At 65.8% G+C, this 14,440-nt stretch carries 15 protein-coding genes; 9 read left to right on the top strand and 6 right to left on the bottom strand.

The features are described 5' to 3' along the window. Window positions 1-185: 185 nt before the first annotated feature. Window positions 186-1,526, top strand: a complete 1,341-nt coding sequence (gene gltX / locus KBI52_RS29245) for a glutamate--tRNA ligase (RefSeq protein WP_210812544.1) — start codon at window positions 186-188, stop codon at window positions 1,524-1,526. A gap of 111 nt (window positions 1,527-1,637) precedes the next feature. Here the strand turns inward: gltX and KBI52_RS29240 are convergent, their stop codons facing one another. The 3 genes from KBI52_RS29240 to KBI52_RS29230 all read right to left on the bottom strand — a co-directional run bounded on the left by KBI52_RS29240 (window position 1,638) and on the right by KBI52_RS29230 (window position 4,643). After that, entirely contained in the window at window positions 1,638-2,399 is a 762-nt protein-coding gene (locus KBI52_RS29240) for an ABC transporter permease (protein ID WP_173949227.1), read from the bottom strand. Then, on the bottom strand, window positions 2,396-3,367 hold the full coding sequence (locus tag KBI52_RS29235; RefSeq protein ID WP_210812543.1) for an ABC transporter ATP-binding protein: 972 nt from the start codon (window positions 3,365-3,367) through the stop codon (window positions 2,396-2,398). Before KBI52_RS29235 ends, KBI52_RS29240 begins: the two co-directional genes overlap by 4 nt. Before the next feature lie 148 nt (window positions 3,368-3,515). Continuing rightward, entirely contained in the window at window positions 3,516-4,643 is a 1,128-nt protein-coding gene (locus tag KBI52_RS29230) for a DUF2865 domain-containing protein (protein WP_210812542.1), read from the bottom strand. Between the two features lie 157 nt (window positions 4,644-4,800). Between KBI52_RS29230 and KBI52_RS29225 the strand changes: the two genes are divergently transcribed. Both KBI52_RS29225 and KBI52_RS29220 read left to right on the top strand, forming a co-directional pair. Further along, complete coding sequence (locus tag KBI52_RS29225) at window positions 4,801-5,226, top strand: VOC family protein (RefSeq protein ID WP_210812541.1); 426 nt, start codon at window positions 4,801-4,803, stop codon at window positions 5,224-5,226. Between the two features lie 21 nt (window positions 5,227-5,247). Next, window positions 5,248-5,754: a CreA family protein gene (locus KBI52_RS29220; protein ID WP_210812540.1), complete on the top strand. Its 507-nt coding sequence runs from the start codon at window positions 5,248-5,250 to the stop codon at window positions 5,752-5,754. A gap of 83 nt (window positions 5,755-5,837) precedes the next feature. Here KBI52_RS29220 and KBI52_RS29215 read toward each other — a convergent pair whose 3' ends face one another. Further along, window positions 5,838-6,449, bottom strand: a complete 612-nt coding sequence (locus tag KBI52_RS29215; RefSeq protein WP_210812539.1) for a LysE/ArgO family amino acid transporter — start codon at window positions 6,447-6,449, stop codon at window positions 5,838-5,840. A 94-nt stretch (window positions 6,450-6,543) separates the two neighbouring features. Here KBI52_RS29215 and KBI52_RS29210 point away from each other — a divergent pair, with 94 nt between their 5' ends. Beyond that, window positions 6,544-7,434: a LysR family transcriptional regulator ArgP gene (locus KBI52_RS29210; protein ID WP_210812538.1), complete on the top strand. Its 891-nt coding sequence runs from the start codon at window positions 6,544-6,546 to the stop codon at window positions 7,432-7,434. A 13-nt stretch (window positions 7,435-7,447) separates the two neighbouring features. Here the strand turns inward: KBI52_RS29210 and KBI52_RS29205 are convergent, their stop codons facing one another. After that, window positions 7,448-7,771: a hypothetical protein gene (locus tag KBI52_RS29205; protein WP_173949233.1), complete on the bottom strand. Its 324-nt coding sequence runs from the start codon at window positions 7,769-7,771 to the stop codon at window positions 7,448-7,450. 293 nt (window positions 7,772-8,064) lie between these two features. Between KBI52_RS29205 and cysS the strand changes: the two genes are divergently transcribed. The 4 genes from cysS to KBI52_RS29185 all read left to right on the top strand — a co-directional run bounded on the left by cysS (window position 8,065) and on the right by KBI52_RS29185 (window position 12,271). Beyond that, window positions 8,065-9,534, top strand: coding sequence for a cysteine--tRNA ligase (gene cysS, locus KBI52_RS29200; RefSeq protein WP_210812537.1), 1,470 nt, complete (start codon window positions 8,065-8,067; stop codon window positions 9,532-9,534). Between the two features lie 148 nt (window positions 9,535-9,682). Further along, window positions 9,683-10,192, top strand: coding sequence for a GNAT family N-acetyltransferase (locus KBI52_RS29195; protein WP_210812536.1), 510 nt, complete (start codon window positions 9,683-9,685; stop codon window positions 10,190-10,192). Further along, entirely contained in the window at window positions 10,189-11,784 is a 1,596-nt protein-coding gene (gene cimA, locus KBI52_RS29190; RefSeq protein WP_173949236.1) for a citramalate synthase, read from the top strand. The genes KBI52_RS29195 and cimA overlap by 4 nt, the downstream gene beginning before the upstream one ends. A 37-nt stretch (window positions 11,785-11,821) precedes the next feature. Next, entirely contained in the window at window positions 11,822-12,271 is a 450-nt protein-coding gene (locus KBI52_RS29185; protein WP_173949237.1) for a DMT family transporter, read from the top strand. Between the two features lie 9 nt (window positions 12,272-12,280). On the opposite strand, the gene KBI52_RS29180 is transcribed toward KBI52_RS29185, so the two are convergent. After that, a complete protein-coding gene (locus tag KBI52_RS29180; RefSeq protein ID WP_210812535.1) occupies window positions 12,281-12,889 on the bottom strand; it encodes a TIGR00730 family Rossman fold protein in 609 nt (202 codons plus the stop codon). A 129-nt stretch (window positions 12,890-13,018) separates the two neighbouring features. Here KBI52_RS29180 and KBI52_RS29175 point away from each other — a divergent pair, with 129 nt between their 5' ends. After that, window positions 13,019-14,326, top strand: coding sequence for a LysM peptidoglycan-binding domain-containing protein (locus tag KBI52_RS29175; RefSeq protein WP_210812534.1), 1,308 nt, complete (start codon window positions 13,019-13,021; stop codon window positions 14,324-14,326). Window positions 14,327-14,440: the final 114 nt, after the last annotated feature.

Here is a 14,440-nt window from a genome sequence, read left to right as displayed (position 1 = left end):
ACGTCATCACCGGGCCTGTCCCGGTGATCCCGATCGCTTGAGACGCCACGCCTTCCCGACCGGGGCCGGGACGAGCCCGGCCCCGGTCGGGAGGGTAATCGTGCCCGGTGGTTCGCACGCCGGGAACGAGGGCGAAACGCCCGTCACCCCTTGCGCGGCCGAGCGCGCTTCGCCATAGCATCTGCATGTCCAAGCCCATCGTCCGCTTCGCCCCGTCCCCGACCGGGCACATCCATATCGGCAACACCCGCGTGGCCCTGCTCAACGCGCTCTTCGCGCGCCGGGAGGGCGGCACCTTCATCCTGCGCTTCGACGATACGGACGTGGCGCGGTCGAAGAAGGAATATGCGGATTCCATCGAGACCGACCTGCGCTGGCTCGGCATCCCGCCGGACGTGATTGTCCGTCAGTCCGACCGGTTCGATCTCTATGACGCGGCCGCCGAGCGGCTGAAGGCGGTCGGACGCCTCTATCCCTGCTACGAGACGCAGGAAGAGCTGGAGTTCCGCCGCAAGCGTCAGCTCGCCCGCGGCCTGCCGCCGATCTACGACCGGGCCGCCCTCAAGCTGACCGATGAAGACCGCGCCAAGCTGGAGCAGGAAGGACGCAGGCCCCATTGGCGCTTCCGCCTCGAGCCGACGAACGTCACCTGGGACGATCTCGTGCGCGGGCCCTGCCACGTGGATTGCAGTTCGCTGTCCGACCCGGTGCTGGTGCGAGAGGACGGAACCTATCTCTACACGCTGCCATCCGTGGTGGACGATATCGAGCTCAAGATCACCCATGTGATCCGGGGCGAGGACCACGTCACCAACACGGCGGTGCAGATCCAGATCTTCGAGGCGCTCGGCGCGGCCGTGCCCACCTTCGCCCATCACAGCCTGCTGATCACGGCGAGCGGCGAGGGCCTCTCGAAGCGCCTCGGCCATCTCTCGATCAAGGGGCTGCGCGAGGCCGGCCTCGAGCCGCAGGCGGTGGCCTCGCTCGCCGTGCTGGTCGGCTCGGCGGAGGCAGTGCGGCCCGTTGCCGATCTCAATGACCTCGCGCGCCTGATCGACTTCTCCCATATCTCCCGTGCGCCCGCGAAGTTCGACGAGAGCGAGCTGGAGCATCTGAACGCTCGCCTGATCCACGACATGCCCTACGAGGCCGCTCGTGAGCGGCTGGCGGAGCTCGGGGCCGACGAGGGCGAGGGGTTCTGGAACGCGGTGCGCGGCAATCTGACGAAGGTGCGCGACGCGGCCGAATGGGCGAACGTCGTGCGGGGCCCGGTGTCGCCGGTGATCGAGGACGAGGCGTTCATCGCGGCGGCCACGGCCGTCCTCCCGGCGGAGCCCTGGGATGCCGCGACCTGGAAGGCCTGGACGGAGGCTGTGAAGGCCGCCACAGGCGTGAAGGGCAAGGCCCTGTTCATGCCGCTGCGCCTGGCGCTCACCGGGCTCGACCACGGTCCCGAGCTCGGCGCCCTGCTGCCGCTGATCGGGCCCGAGAGGGCGAGGGCACGGCTGGCCGGGCAGGCAGCTTGAAACACCCGACGTCATGGCCGGGCTCGTCCCGGCCATCCCGATCAGAAGAACGCGGCGCCTCACATCATCGGGATCACCGGCACAAGGCCGGTGATGACGTGCGGTGCAATTTTAGGCCTTGATCTTGTAGCCCGTCCGGAAGATCCACCAGACGGCGCCGAGGCAGATCAGCATGAACACCAGGGTCATGAGAAGGCTTAACGCCACGCCCACGTCGGCCACGCCGTAGAAGCTCCAGCGGAAGCCGCTCACGAGATAGACCACCGGGTTGAACAGGGCCACCGTCTGCCAGAAGGGCGGCAGCATGTTGATGGAGTAGAAGCTGCCGCCGAGGAAGGCCAGAGGGGTCACGATCATCAGGGGCACGACCTGCAGCTTCTGGAAGCTGTCGGCCCAGATGCCGATGATGAAGCCGAAGAGGCTGAAGGTCACCGAGGTCAGCACCAGGAAGGCGATCATCCACACGGGATGTTCGATGGAGAAGTCCACGAAGAGCCGTGCCGTGACCAGGATGATCGTGCCGATGATCACCGACTTGGTGGCCGCCGCCCCCACATAGCCGATCACCGTCTCCAGCGCCGAGATGGGCGCGGACAGGATCTCGTAGATGGTGCCGGAGAATTTCGGCATGTAGATGCCGAAGGAGGCGTTCGAAATGCTCTCCGTCAGGATGGACAGCATGATCAGGCCCGGCACGATGAAGGCGCCGTAGCTCACGCCGTCGATATTGGCCATGCGCGACCCGATGGCGGATCCGAACACGATGAAATAGAGCGAGGTGGAGAGCACCGGCGAGGCGATGCTCTGCATCAGCGTGCGCCAGGTGCGCGCCATCTCGAACAGGTAGATGGCTTTGATGGCATAAAAGTTCACGAGCGCCCCCTGACCAGACTGACGAAGATCTCCTCGAGCGAGCTCTCGGAGGTCTGCAGGTCCTTGAAGTCGATGCCGTGCTCGCTCAGGCGGCGGAGAAGTCCCGCAATGCCCGTCTCCTGCGTCTGCGTGTCGAAGGTGTAGACGAGTTCGGTTCCGTCGGCGGAGAGTTGCAGGCTCTCGGATTGCAGCTCCGGCGGCAGGCTTGCGAGAGGGCTTTGCAGGTGCAGGGTCAGCTGCTTCCTGCCGAGCTTCTGCATCAGGACGTGCTTGTCCTCGACCAGAATGATCTCGCCCTTGCTGATCACCCCGATGCGGTCGGCCATCTCCTCGGCCTCCTCGATATAGTGGGTGGTCAGGATGATCGTGACGCCGTTTTCCCGAAGGCGGCGGACCATGTTCCACATGTCGCGCCGCAGCTCCACGTCGACGCCGGCGGTCGGCTCGTCGAGGAAGAGGATCTTGGGCTCGTGCGACAGGGCCTTGGCGATCATGACCCGGCGCTTCATGCCGCCGGAGAGCGTCATGATCTTGCTGTCGCGCTTCTCCCACAGGGAGAGATCCTTCAGGATCCTCTCGAGATAGACCGGATTGGGCGGCTTGCCGAAGAGGCCCCGGCTGAACGTCACCGTCGCCCATACGCTCTCGAAGGCATCGGTGGTCAGTTCCTGAGGAACGAGGCCGATCTTGGTGCGGGCGGCCCGGTAGTCGCGGATGATGTCGTGGCCGTCCGCCGTGACCTTGCCCGTGCTAGGGTTGACGATCCCGCAGACGATGCTGATGAGCGTGGTCTTGCCGGCGCCGTTGGGCCCGAGCAGGGCGAAGATCTCGCCCCGGCGGATCTCCAGGTCGACCGACTTCAGGGCCTGGAAGCCCGACGCGTAGGTCTTGCTGAGGCCCGAGACGGCAATGATGGAATCGGACGCGCCCGCGGGGCGGGGCATCTCGAGGGAATCGAGCGGTTTCATGCCGGGTTGATAGCATGACCGTGGGCAGGGTGGAACGGACGGCATTCCTGCCCGAATGGGGAGGCTACGGCCGACCTTCCGTCATCGGCGGCCTTGGTGCGTGCTCGCTCGGCCTGAGACCGACGGGGAGCCGTCTTCGGTCAGGCGATCAGTTCTGCGCGTGCGGAACCGGGACGACGTTGGGCGCGATCACCCGGACCGTCTTCTTCTGGCCGTTGCCCGCCTCGACCTCCTGCTTCGAACCTTCGCCCTGGCCGACCACGGCATTGGTCTCGATCGATTGCGGGCCGATGCCGGCCGATTCCTTGCTGGCCGTCGGAGCGGCTGCGGCGATCTCGGCCGCTTCCTTGGTTTCGTCGTCGGCCTTCTTGTCGGCGGCCTTGCGGGCGGCCTGCGTCTTCGGCCGGGAGAGCTCCTCGGCTTTCTCGGCGGTCACGATCAGGTCGCCCTTGCGCTGCTGGAGCATGCTCTCGGCCTTGCGCAGGACCACGGCCCAGCTTTCGTCCGACTTCTTGCAGGCGCAGCTCTCGTCGAAGCTCTTGCGGAACTTGAAGGCGTTTGCGAGCGACGTATAGGGCTGGTTCGTGGACAGGGAGGCCGCCCGGTTGAGGCCCTGATCGCCGCCCGGATAGGCAAAGGCCAGGGTCTCCGTGCCGGGGCAGAGGGCCTGACACATCTCGTTCGCGCTCTGGCCGCCGCCCGGAGGCGTGGTCAACGGGAAGAACGACCCGTCGCAGGTCTTCACGCAAATCAGGCGGCCGCCGCCCATGGAGGGTGGCCCGTCATCGGCGATGATCGGCTGGCCCTCGGGCATGATTTGCTGCTGCGGCTGCTGCTGGCGCGGGGCGCCGAACAGGGATTCGAAGAAGCCGCGCGGCTGGTCGGTGGAGCAGGTCTGCTGGACGGCCACCTGCAACTGCCGGCGGCGCGCCTCGATCTGGCTCTGGTCGACGGCCTGAGACGCGAGACGGGCATAGCCGGCCTCGAGCTGGCGGATCTGCCCGGCGATCGAGCCGCATTCGGCCGGGGCCGGGCCGGCCAGGAAGCCGAGCGGGCCGCGCTCGCAGCCGATGTTGCGGTAATAGCCGACGAGGCGGTTGATCTCTGCCCGCTGCGCCTGCATCTGGCCGGTCGGCGCGCTCCCGCCGCTGCGCTCCAGGGACGCCAGCTCGGCCTGGAACCGCTGGCACTGCGCCGACTGGGCATAGGCCGCCTGGCCGGCGGCCAGGAAGGCCGCGACGGCGATGAGGGAGCGGAGAAAAGATGTCTTTGCCATTGAGCTGATCGCAGAACCGGTCCGTTACGGCGTCGAATGCCTGGATAGGCTGGTCATGTGCCGCTGGAATTTGACCCTATTGTGATTAACGCCTTGCCTGCTTCCAGGGAAGCTGTCTAGCTCCCTTCAGACCGGCACCAGCGAAAAGTGATCCTGCATGTACTCCCATACGACCATCGGGACAAATGACCTCACCCGCGCCAGGGGCTTCTACGACGCGGTGCTGGCGCCCCTGGGGCTCAAGGTCCGGTTCTCCGACGACACCATGATCGGCTGGGGACAGCCCGGCGGGCGGCCGCAATTCCTGGTCGTGCGCCCGTTCGACGGCCGGAAGCCGAGCCCGGGGAATGGCTGCATGATTGCCCTTCTGGCTCCGAGGCGCAGTCTGGTCGAGGCCTGTCATGCGGCCGCGCTCGAGCATGGCGGGACGGACGAGGGCGCGCCGGGCCTGCGGCCGCACTACCATGCCGATTATTTCGGCGCCTATTTCCGCGATCCCGACGGCAACAAGATCTGCATCGTCAGCCATCACGGCGAGGAGCATCTCGTCAAAGGCCCGAGCGATCCCCACATGTCAGCGTGACCGTGGGAGTTGATTGAACCGATGCTTGCTCGAATCGCCCTAGCTCTGGCTGTGACGCTGGCCGCCGTGACCGGTGCCGCCGCCCAGGAGCCTGACCTGATCTTCAAAAAGTCCACGGTCTGGCGGGCGCTCACGCCGGACGACAAGCTGGCGGTCTACGGGCTCGACGATCCCGTGGCCGAGGGTGTGGCCTGCCACTACACGACCCCGGAGCGCGGCGGCATCTCGGGTACCTTCGGCGTGGCCGAGGAAGTGTCCGACATCTCGCTCTCGTGCCGGCAGGTGGGGCCGGTGAAGTTCAAGCAGAAGTTCGGCCAGGGCGACGTGGTGTTCAGCGAGCGTCGCTCGCTGATCTTCAAGAAGATGCAGATCGTCCGCGGCTGCGACGCCAAGCGCAACACCCTGGTCTACATGGTCTATTCCGACCGGCCCATCGAGGGTTCGCCCAAGAACTCCACCTCGACCGTTCCTCTGATGCCCTGGGGCACCGAGGTGCCGCCCAAATGCGGCGAATGGCTCAACAAATAGGGTGGGCGGAGATAGGAATCATTCTGGTCGTCATAACCGGCCTTGTGCCGGTCATGACGTGTGGTTGAACTGAAGCCAAGCCATCAAACCGAGCCTTCATTCAACAGAAGCCTCGCGGCCGTTGCCCACATGATGATGCCGATCCCGATGTCGAGGATGCGCCACGTGACCGGCCGGGCGAAGAGCGGCTTCAGCAAGCGCGCGCCGAAGCCGAGGGCGAAGAAGAACGTGAAGGAGGCCGTCATGGCGCCGGTAGCGAACCAACCCTTGCCTTCGTCGAACTGGGTCGAGATCGAGCCGATCAGCACCACCGTGTCGAGATAGACGTGCGGGTTGAGCCAGGTGAACGCCAGGCAGGTGAGCACCACCCGGCGAAGGCTCTCCGGTGCCGCCTCGGACGGCCTTAAGGAGGCCGATCCGAGTGCGGCCAGGAAGCTGCGCCCGCCGTAAGCCACGAGGAACGCGGCGCCGCCATAGAGCAGTACCGTCTCGGCCCAGGGCACCCGCGTGCTGAGCTGCGCGAAACCCGACACCCCGGCCAGGATCAGCGCCGCGTCAGAGAGCGCACAGGTGAGGCACACGGCGAGAACATGCTCGCCGCGCAGTCCCACGCGCAACACGAACGCATTCTGGGCTCCGATGGGAAGAATCAGGCTGAGGCCGAGAAGGAAGCCGGCAAGGAGGGGAGTGGTCATGTCGAGGGTCCGATTGGGATTCGACATTTCCTAGGCCGCGCTATCGGGTTAGAGAAGTTAAAGTCGCTGGACTCGATTTAGGAATTCTAATTCGATGCTGGATTATGCCCTTCTGTCTGCCCTTGCCGCGGTTGTGCGCACCGGCAGCTTCGAGCGGGCCGCGCAGCAGCTCAACGTCACGCCCTCGGCGGTCTCGCAGCGGATCAAGCTTCTCGAGGAGCGGATCGGGGCGGTTCTGGTCGTTCGCGGGCAGCCCTGCCATGCGACCGAGATAGGGCAGCGCCTGTGCCGGCATGTCGAGCAGGTCGCCATGCTCGAAAGCTCCCTGCGCGAGAGCCTCCCCGGCCTGGAGCCGGAGGGTCAGCCGGTCACCCTGCGGATCGCGGTCAATGCGGACAGCCTCGCCACCTGGTTCATCCCGGCCATGGCGAGGACGGAGGGATACCTGTTCGATCTGGTTCTGGACGATCAGGATTACAGCGCGGACTGGCTGCGGCGCGGCGAGGTCGTGGCGGCGGTGACCTCGCATGGACGGCCGATCCAGGGCTGCGACTGTCATCCGCTCGGGGCATTGCGCTACGTGGCGACGGCCAGTCCCGGCTTCGTCGAGAGATGGTTTCCTGCCGGGGTGAGTGCGGGCGCGGCGGCCCGTGCGCCGTGCCTCGTCTTCAACCAGAAAGACCGGCTGCAGTCGTTATGGCTGGATCAGGCGCTCGACGGCGTGGTGCAGCCGCCTCTCCATTGGCTTCCGTCGTCGCAGGCCTTCGTTGACGGTGCATTGGCGGGATTGGGCTGGGGCATGAACCCGGAAATCCTGGTCCAGGATCATCTCCGGGCAGGGCGGCTGGTGACTTTGAAGCCCTCCCAGCCTCTCGATGTTCCGCTGTACTGGCAGCAGAGCCGAATCGTCGGTCCTCTGCTGGCGGAACTGACCCGAGCCGTGCTGACCACCGCCCGGGCCGTGCTGGCGCCGATGGCGCCCTGAGCCGGACCCGCCGTCAGTTCGAGCAGGTCACGGAGACCGGCGGCTCCTTGGGGCCGAGGGAGGCCTTCTGGATGTTGCCCGTGACCTCGTCCGGGGTGATCTGCCGGTAGGAGACGGCTTTCGCGTAGCCGTGGGCCTCGCACCAGGCATTCGCCACAACTTGGCCACATGCCTGGTTTGTGATGAGGCACTCGGCAACGCCATAGCCGTCGGCGGCGGGTACCATGAAGGTTGCTTCGGTCGAAGAGGCCTGGGATCCGTTGGGGAGCAGCGTCAAGGACGCGGCTGCAAAAAACACGACAGTACCCATTCCGAGCATGGCGAATGCGCGGCGCATCGAAGACCTCTTTTGTTGAACTCGGGCCATTATGCCACGAGTGTGCGTGAACAAAGCTCTAACGCGCTTGGCCGGAACGCGTTTCATGCGGCCCTGCAAATAAAACATGCTTACCAAATGGGAAACCTTGACGTCCCAGGGCTGAATCGGCATTGATGGCTTCATGAACACGGCAACGGTCCTCATTTCCGGGATTATTTGCGGCTAGCGCATTTCGCTGGCTGGAGCCGTCTCGTTCTCATTCCAAGATCGAAACCACCCTCCGGCCTGCGGCCTGACAGGGATTTGGTTTCATGGCGGCACGCTTGAGGCTCTACAACACGCTGACCCGGTCGAAGGACGCGTTCGTCCCGATCGACCCCGAGAACGTGCGCCTCTATGTCTGCGGACCCACCGTTTACGACTACGCCCACATCGGCAACGCCCGCCCGATCATCGTCTTCGACCTTCTCTTCCGTCTGTTGAGACATGTTTACGGTACGGAAGCCGTGACGTATGTGCGCAATATCACCGATGTCGATGACAAGATTAACGCCCGCGCGGCCCGGGATTACCCGGGCCTGCCCCACAACGAGGCGATCCGGGTGGTCACGGGCAAGACCGAGGAGCAGTTCCACGCCGATATCCGGGCGCTCGGCGTGCTCATGCCGGAGGAGGTGAACGAGGCCGGCAAGGCTCCGCGCCTCGTCGAGCCGCGAGCGACCGAGCATATCGCCGAGATGCGGATGATCATCGAGCGGCTGATCGCCCGCGGGGCCGCCTACGTGGCCGAGGAGCACGTGCTCTTCTCGGTGGCGGCCATGCAGAACCTGCCGAATGTCCCGCAATACGGCGCCTTCTCGAAGCGTTCCCTCGACGAGCTGCTCTCCGGCGCCCGAGTGGACGTGGCGCCCTACAAACGCGACCCGATGGATTTCGTGCTCTGGAAGCCCTCGGGCCCCAAGGATCCGGCCTGGCCGTCGCCGGCCGGGATCGCAGCCCCGGGCCGTCCCGGCTGGCATATCGAGTGCTCGGCCATGTCCTGGAAGCACCTGATCCAGGCCTTCGAGACAAGGCTTTCCTGCTCCGACCCGACGGCCCGCGAGATCTTCGACATCCACGGCGGCGGCATCGACCTCGTCTTCCCGCACCACGAGAACGAGATCGCCCAAAGCTGCTGCGCGTTCGACACGCCGCGCATGGCCAATGTGTGGATGCACAACGGTTTCCTGCAGGTCGAAGGCGAGAAGATGTCGAAATCGCTCGGCAACTTCTTCACCATCAACGAGCTCCTGCAGGACTGGCCCGGCGAGGTGCTGCGCTTCAACATGCTGCGCACCCATTACCGCCAGCCCATCGACTGGACGGTGAAGGGGCTCGAGGAAAGCGAGAAGACCCTGGATCGCTGGTACGACTTGGCGGGCAGGGGGGAGGCGGCCTTCCTGTCGGACCACATCGTCGAGGCTCTCTCGGACGATCTCAACACGCCGAAGATGCTGGCGGAGCTTCATGCCCTCGACGGGCAGGGGGCTCACGCGGAGCTCGGCGCCAACCTGCGGGCGCTCGGCTTTCTCCTTGAAGGGGCCGAGGCCTGGAAGGCCCGCAGGCAAGCGTCCCTCGGCGTCGATTCCGAACAGGTCGAGGCACTGATCGCGGCCCGCAAGGACGCCCGCGCGGCCAAGAACTGGGCCGAGTCCGACCGCATCCGTGACGAGCTCGCGGCCCTGAACGTCGTCGTGAAGGACAACAAGGACGGCACGACCACCTGGGAGGTGGCGCGGTGAGGGACGATGTCTCTCCCCGTCACGGTCCGGATCGTCCCGGCCATCCCGCTGCATTGAGGCGCCGCGCCCCTCGGGATCGGGATCACCGGCACAGGACCGGTGACGACGGATGCGAAGCGATGTGCGCGACCAAGAGAGAGAGACGCTGATGGGACAGGCCTTGCCGAAACCGGGGCTCCGGCCCTTCCTGCCGGCGGATCTGCCGCTCCTCGTCGACATCTACGAGGAGAGCATCGCCGAACTGACGGGCGAGGATTACAGCGAGAGCCAGCAGGAGGCCTGGATCGCTCGCGCCGAAGACGATTCCTTCGCCGAGAGGCTCACGAAGAGCCTGACCCTGATCGCCACCGTCGAAGGCTCTCCGGTGGGCTTCATCGCGCTGAAGGACAACGAGCTGATCGATCTGTTCTACGTGCATCCCGCGGCCGCCGGCCAGGGGATCGGCACGATGCTCTACGACGCCGTCGAGAAGCTCGCCGGCGCGCGCGGCGCTGCCCGCCTCGTGGCGGAGGTCAGCGACAATGCGCTGCCCTTCTTCCAGAAGCACGGCTTCCAGCCGCAGCGTCGCAATACCATGCCGCTCGGCGACGAATGGCTCGGCACCACCACCATGGAAAAGCGTCTGACGCCCCAGGAAGACAGGAAGTTGTCGTCATGAGCCGCGAGCGCATCACCCTCTTCGACACCACCCTGCGCGACGGGGCACAGACGACCGGCGTGGACTTCTCCCTTGAGGACAAAAAGGCGATCGCCACGCTCCTCGACAGGCTCGGCATCGACTACGTGGAAGGCGGCTATCCGGGCGCGAACCCGCTCGATACCGCGTTCTTCGCCGAGAAGCGCACGAAGAACGCCAAGTTCACCGCATTCGGCATGACGAAGCGTGCGGGGCGTTCCGCGTCGAACGATCCGGGTGTTGCGGCGCTGCTCGAGGCCGAGGCGGACGCGATCTGCTTCGTGGCCAAGTCGTGGGACTACCATGTGCGGGTGGCGCTCGAGACCACCCCGGAGGAGAACCTCGCGGGCATCCATGAGAGCGTCGAGGCCGCCCGCGCGAAAGGCCGCGAGGTGCTCGTCGACTGCGAGCACTTCTTCGACGGCTACAAGGCTAACCCGGATTATGCGCTCTCCTGCGTGAAGACCGCCTACGAGGCCGGCGCGCGGTGGATCGTGCTCTGCGACACCAACGGCGGCACCCTTCCTCACGAGGTGACGGAGATCGTCACGGCGGTCTCCAAGGTCGTGCCGGGCCGGCATCTCGGCATCCATGCCCATGACGATTGCGGCTGTGCGGTCGCCAACTCGCTCGCGGCCGTGGAAGCCGGCGCCCGTCAGATCCAGGGCACGCTCAACGGGCTCGGCGAGCGCTGCGGCAACGCCAATCTGATCACGCTCATCGGCGCCCTGAAGCTGAAGGACGGCTATGCGGCCCGCTTCGATCTCGGCGTGACGGACGACGCGCTGGGCCAGCTGACCCATGTGTCACGGCAGGTGGACGAGATCCTCAACCGGCAGCCGAACCGCCATGCACCCTTCGTGGGGGCGAGCGCCTTCGCTACGAAGGCTGGCATCCACGCCTCCGCGGTGCTGAAGGATCCCCGCACCTATGAGCATGTCGAGCCGGAAGTCGTCGGAAACGCGCGCAGGCTTCTCGTCTCCGACCAGGGCGGGCAGTCGAACATTCTGGCCGAGCTGAAGCGCTGCGGCTTCGCGCTCGAAAGGGGCGATGCGCGGATCGCACGGGTGCTCGACGAGGTGAAGCGCAAGGAGGCGCAGGGCTTCGCGTTCGAAGGCGCGGACGCGTCGTTCTACGTGCTGGTCAAGCGCATGCTGGGCGAGGTGCCGGCCTTCTTCGACGTGGAGCGCTTCTCCGTCAACGTGGAGCGCCGCTTCAACGCGGTCGGCGAACTCGTCACCGCCTCGGAGGCCATCGTGAAGGTGCGCGTGGGCGACGAGGTGCTGATCTCCGCCGCGGAGGGCAACGGTCCGGTGAACGCGCTGGACGTCGCCCTGCGCAAGGATCTCGGCAAGTACCAGAACCTGATCCAGGACTTGGAACTGGTGGACTACAAGGTCCGCATCTACCAGGGCGGCTCGGATGCCGTCACCCGCGTGCTGATCGAGTTCACGGATGGTTCGGGCGAGCGCTGGACCACCATCGGAGTGTCCCCCAACATCATCGACGCATCGTTCCAGGCCCTGACGGATTCGATGGTCTACAAGCTGTTGAAGGCGGGCGCGTCGCTCTAGATTCGATCGCCACGCTCTTCTGCGCGCAGGCACCCTCATGAACGTTTCGATCCTGCTGCCGCTCTTGGGAATCCTCCTGGGCGGCGTGTTCCTCGCGTCCCAGGCGCCGATCAACGCGGCCCTGGCGAAGGCCCTCGGCGATCCGGTGCTTGCGGCCTGCATCTCGTTCGGGATCGGCTTCGTCGTCCTGGCGGCGATCAGTGCCTTCCGCGGGGCGTGGCCCTCGGGCAGCGCCGCGGGCTCGGCTCCCTGGTGGTCCTGGCTTGGTGGGGTTCTCGGGGCTTTCTATGTGGCCGTCGTGATCTGGGGCGTGCCGCAGCTCGGCGTGGTCAGCACCGTGGCGGCCCTGGTCTTCGGCCAGGTGGCCGCCGCGCTGATCCTGGACGCGGTGGGAGCCTTCGGCCTCCCCGTGCAGGCGATCACGTGGCAGCGGCTGGTGGCGGCAGGCATGATCCTGGGCGGGCTCGTGCTGTCCCGCACAGGCTGAGGCTCTGACCTAGAACTGGCTTTCGATCGCCTCTTCGTTACTGACGATTCCGATCCGCCGGGCCGCATCCTCGACCATGGGGATGACCTCCTCGACCCGTTCCGCCACGAGGTAGTTGAGCTCCAGGCCAGGGCGGATGAAGCCCTGTTCGCGCATATGGGCGATCAGGGTGAGAAGCGGCTTCCAGAAGCCCTTGGTGCTCAGCATCAGGATCGGTTTGGTGTGCCGGCCGAGCTGCGACCAGGTCATCTGTTCGACCAGTTCCTCCAGGGTCCCGATGCCGCCGGGCAAAGCCACGAAAGCGTCGGCTTTCTCGAACATCAGGCGCTTGCGGGTGTGCATGTCGGGAACGACGATGGTTTCCTGCACGTCGTCGAGGAGCTTCTCGCGGGATTTCAGAAAGTCTGGGATGATCCCTGTGACATAACCGCTGTGATCGAGCACGGACTGGGCGACAGTGCCCATGAGGCCCACATTGCCGCCGCCATAGACGAGATTGATCCCTCGTTCGGCCATGAGGCGGCCCAATAACGCCGCATTCTCAGCGAAAACGGGATCGTCCCCGAAGCCGGAGCCGCAATAAACGCAGATGGATTTGATCGGTCTGTTGGATGACATGGGCATTTCGGGGAGGCGGGGAGCCTCCCGCGCTGAGTCGTCGTAGAGCATTAATTGTCCTTTATGGCCGTAGCCTTTTGAAAGATAAACGGTTTAAATGCACGAAAGTGCCGCGTTCGAGAAAAGACCATGGCGGATCCGAGGGAAATAAAAGGTACAATCGCGTTGCTTGGCGCCGCTGCTGCAGCCGTTGTCGCAGTCCTTCTCGGGGTGCTTTACTGGTCCTGGTCCGGCAAGCCGGAAGCCTCCCAGAATGCCGCGCCCGCTCAAACGGCCCAGGCTCCCACGCCTGGCGCGCCAGGGCCGGGCCAGCAAGCAGCCGCCAAGCCGGCCGCTTCCAGCGAGGCTCCCGCGGCAAAGCCCAAGGACACGCCCATCGTGCCATCCTTCGACCTCGTGCGGGTCGAACCGGACGGCGAGAGCGTGATCGCCGGCCGCGCCGCTCCCGGGGCGACGATCGAATTGCTGAGAGGCGATCAGGTCCATGCCCGTGCCGCGGCCGATGCCTCGGGCCTGTTCGCCATCGTGCCTCCGCCCCTGCCGCCCGGCTCCCATCTTGTCGCGCTGCAATCTATTGCGCCGGATGGAACCCGCCAGCGCTCGGCGCAGAGCGTCACGGTTGTCATCTCCGATGCCAAGACGCGGCCCCTCGTGACCCTGACGGCTCCGGACCAGCCGACGGTGGTGCTGTCGAACCCCGAGCCGCCGGCCAAGGTGGCCGAGGAGCCGAAATCCGACACCAAGACGGCTGACACCCAGCCGGTCGCGCCTCCGCCGGCCGCACAGCAGCAGGCCGGCCTCGCGCCGACGGTGTCCCCGCCGCCAGCCGCTCCTGGGCAGCCCGCCCAACCGGCCCCGCGGCCGGAGATCAAGATCGTGACCGTCGAGGCCGAGGAGGGGAAGCTCTTCGTGTCCGGCCTGTCTGCCCCGGGGGCGACCGTGCGCCTCTATCTCAACGAGAGCCTCATCGCGCCGGGCGGGGCAGGCGGCGACGGCAAGGTGTCGTTCTCGATCGGGAGCGGCGTAAGGCCGGGCGACTACCGGATCCGCCTCGATGACGTGGACCCGGTCTCGGGGCAGGTTCGCTCCCGCGCCGAGGTGGGCTTCAACGTGCCGGTCCAGGTCGCGTCGGCTCAGCCGCAGACTGCCGGATCGTCGCCGTCCGCAGGCTCGTCGGCCCCTCCTTCCCGGGAGGTGGCCTCCGCTCTGCCGGAAGGACAGATGGCCAGCGTCGGGTCGGTGGTCATCCCCAACATCAACACCACCATCGTGTCGCGTGGCGACAATCTCTGGCGGATCAGCCAGCGGATCTACGGCAAGGGTCTTCGCTACACGGTGATCTACGGCGCGAACCAGGAGCAGATCCGCAATCCGGACCTGATCTATCCCGGTCAGGTCTTTGTGCTGCCGGGCGATCAGGCTCCCAAGAGCAACTGAGAGCAATTGAGCCGGACCGCTCATCGGTCGGATATCCACCGCGACCTCATCACCGGCACATGGCCGGTGATCCCGCTTGCTTGAGGCTCAGTGCCTTTCCGATTGAGATGGCCG

This window comes from Microvirga sp. HBU67558 (assembly GCF_018069605.1).
Taxonomy (GTDB): Bacteria; Pseudomonadota; Alphaproteobacteria; order Rhizobiales; family Beijerinckiaceae; genus Microvirga; species Microvirga terrae.
Note: the sequence above shows the minus strand (reverse complement) of the source record. Positions and strands in the feature narration are given on the sequence as shown.

Excerpts from the sequence above, each read along its gene's own strand:
- gltX (WP_210812544.1), top strand. The coding sequence starts at position 186 with ATGTCCAAGCCCATCGTCCGCTTCGCCCCGTCCCCGACCGGGCACATC.
- KBI52_RS29235 (WP_210812543.1), bottom strand. The coding sequence starts at position 3,367 with ATGAAACCGCTCGATTCCCTCGAGATGCCCCGCCCCGCGGGCGCGTCC.
- KBI52_RS29230 (WP_210812542.1), bottom strand. The coding sequence starts at position 4,643 with ATGGCAAAGACATCTTTTCTCCGCTCCCTCATCGCCGTCGCGGCCTTC.
- KBI52_RS29225 (WP_210812541.1), top strand. The coding sequence starts at position 4,801 with ATGTACTCCCATACGACCATCGGGACAAATGACCTCACCCGCGCCAGG.
- KBI52_RS29220 (WP_210812540.1), top strand. The coding sequence starts at position 5,248 with ATGCTTGCTCGAATCGCCCTAGCTCTGGCTGTGACGCTGGCCGCCGTG.
- KBI52_RS29215 (WP_210812539.1), bottom strand. The coding sequence starts at position 6,449 with ATGACCACTCCCCTCCTTGCCGGCTTCCTTCTCGGCCTCAGCCTGATT.
- KBI52_RS29210 (WP_210812538.1), top strand. The coding sequence starts at position 6,544 with ATGCTGGATTATGCCCTTCTGTCTGCCCTTGCCGCGGTTGTGCGCACC.
- KBI52_RS29205 (WP_173949233.1), bottom strand. The coding sequence starts at position 7,771 with ATGCGCCGCGCATTCGCCATGCTCGGAATGGGTACTGTCGTGTTTTTT.
- cysS (WP_210812537.1), top strand. The coding sequence starts at position 8,065 with ATGGCGGCACGCTTGAGGCTCTACAACACGCTGACCCGGTCGAAGGAC.
- KBI52_RS29195 (WP_210812536.1), top strand. The coding sequence starts at position 9,683 with ATGGGACAGGCCTTGCCGAAACCGGGGCTCCGGCCCTTCCTGCCGGCG.
- cimA (WP_173949236.1), top strand. The coding sequence starts at position 10,189 with ATGAGCCGCGAGCGCATCACCCTCTTCGACACCACCCTGCGCGACGGG.
- KBI52_RS29185 (WP_173949237.1), top strand. The coding sequence starts at position 11,822 with ATGAACGTTTCGATCCTGCTGCCGCTCTTGGGAATCCTCCTGGGCGGC.
- KBI52_RS29180 (WP_210812535.1), bottom strand. The coding sequence starts at position 12,889 with ATGTCATCCAACAGACCGATCAAATCCATCTGCGTTTATTGCGGCTCC.
- KBI52_RS29175 (WP_210812534.1), top strand. The coding sequence starts at position 13,019 with ATGGCGGATCCGAGGGAAATAAAAGGTACAATCGCGTTGCTTGGCGCC.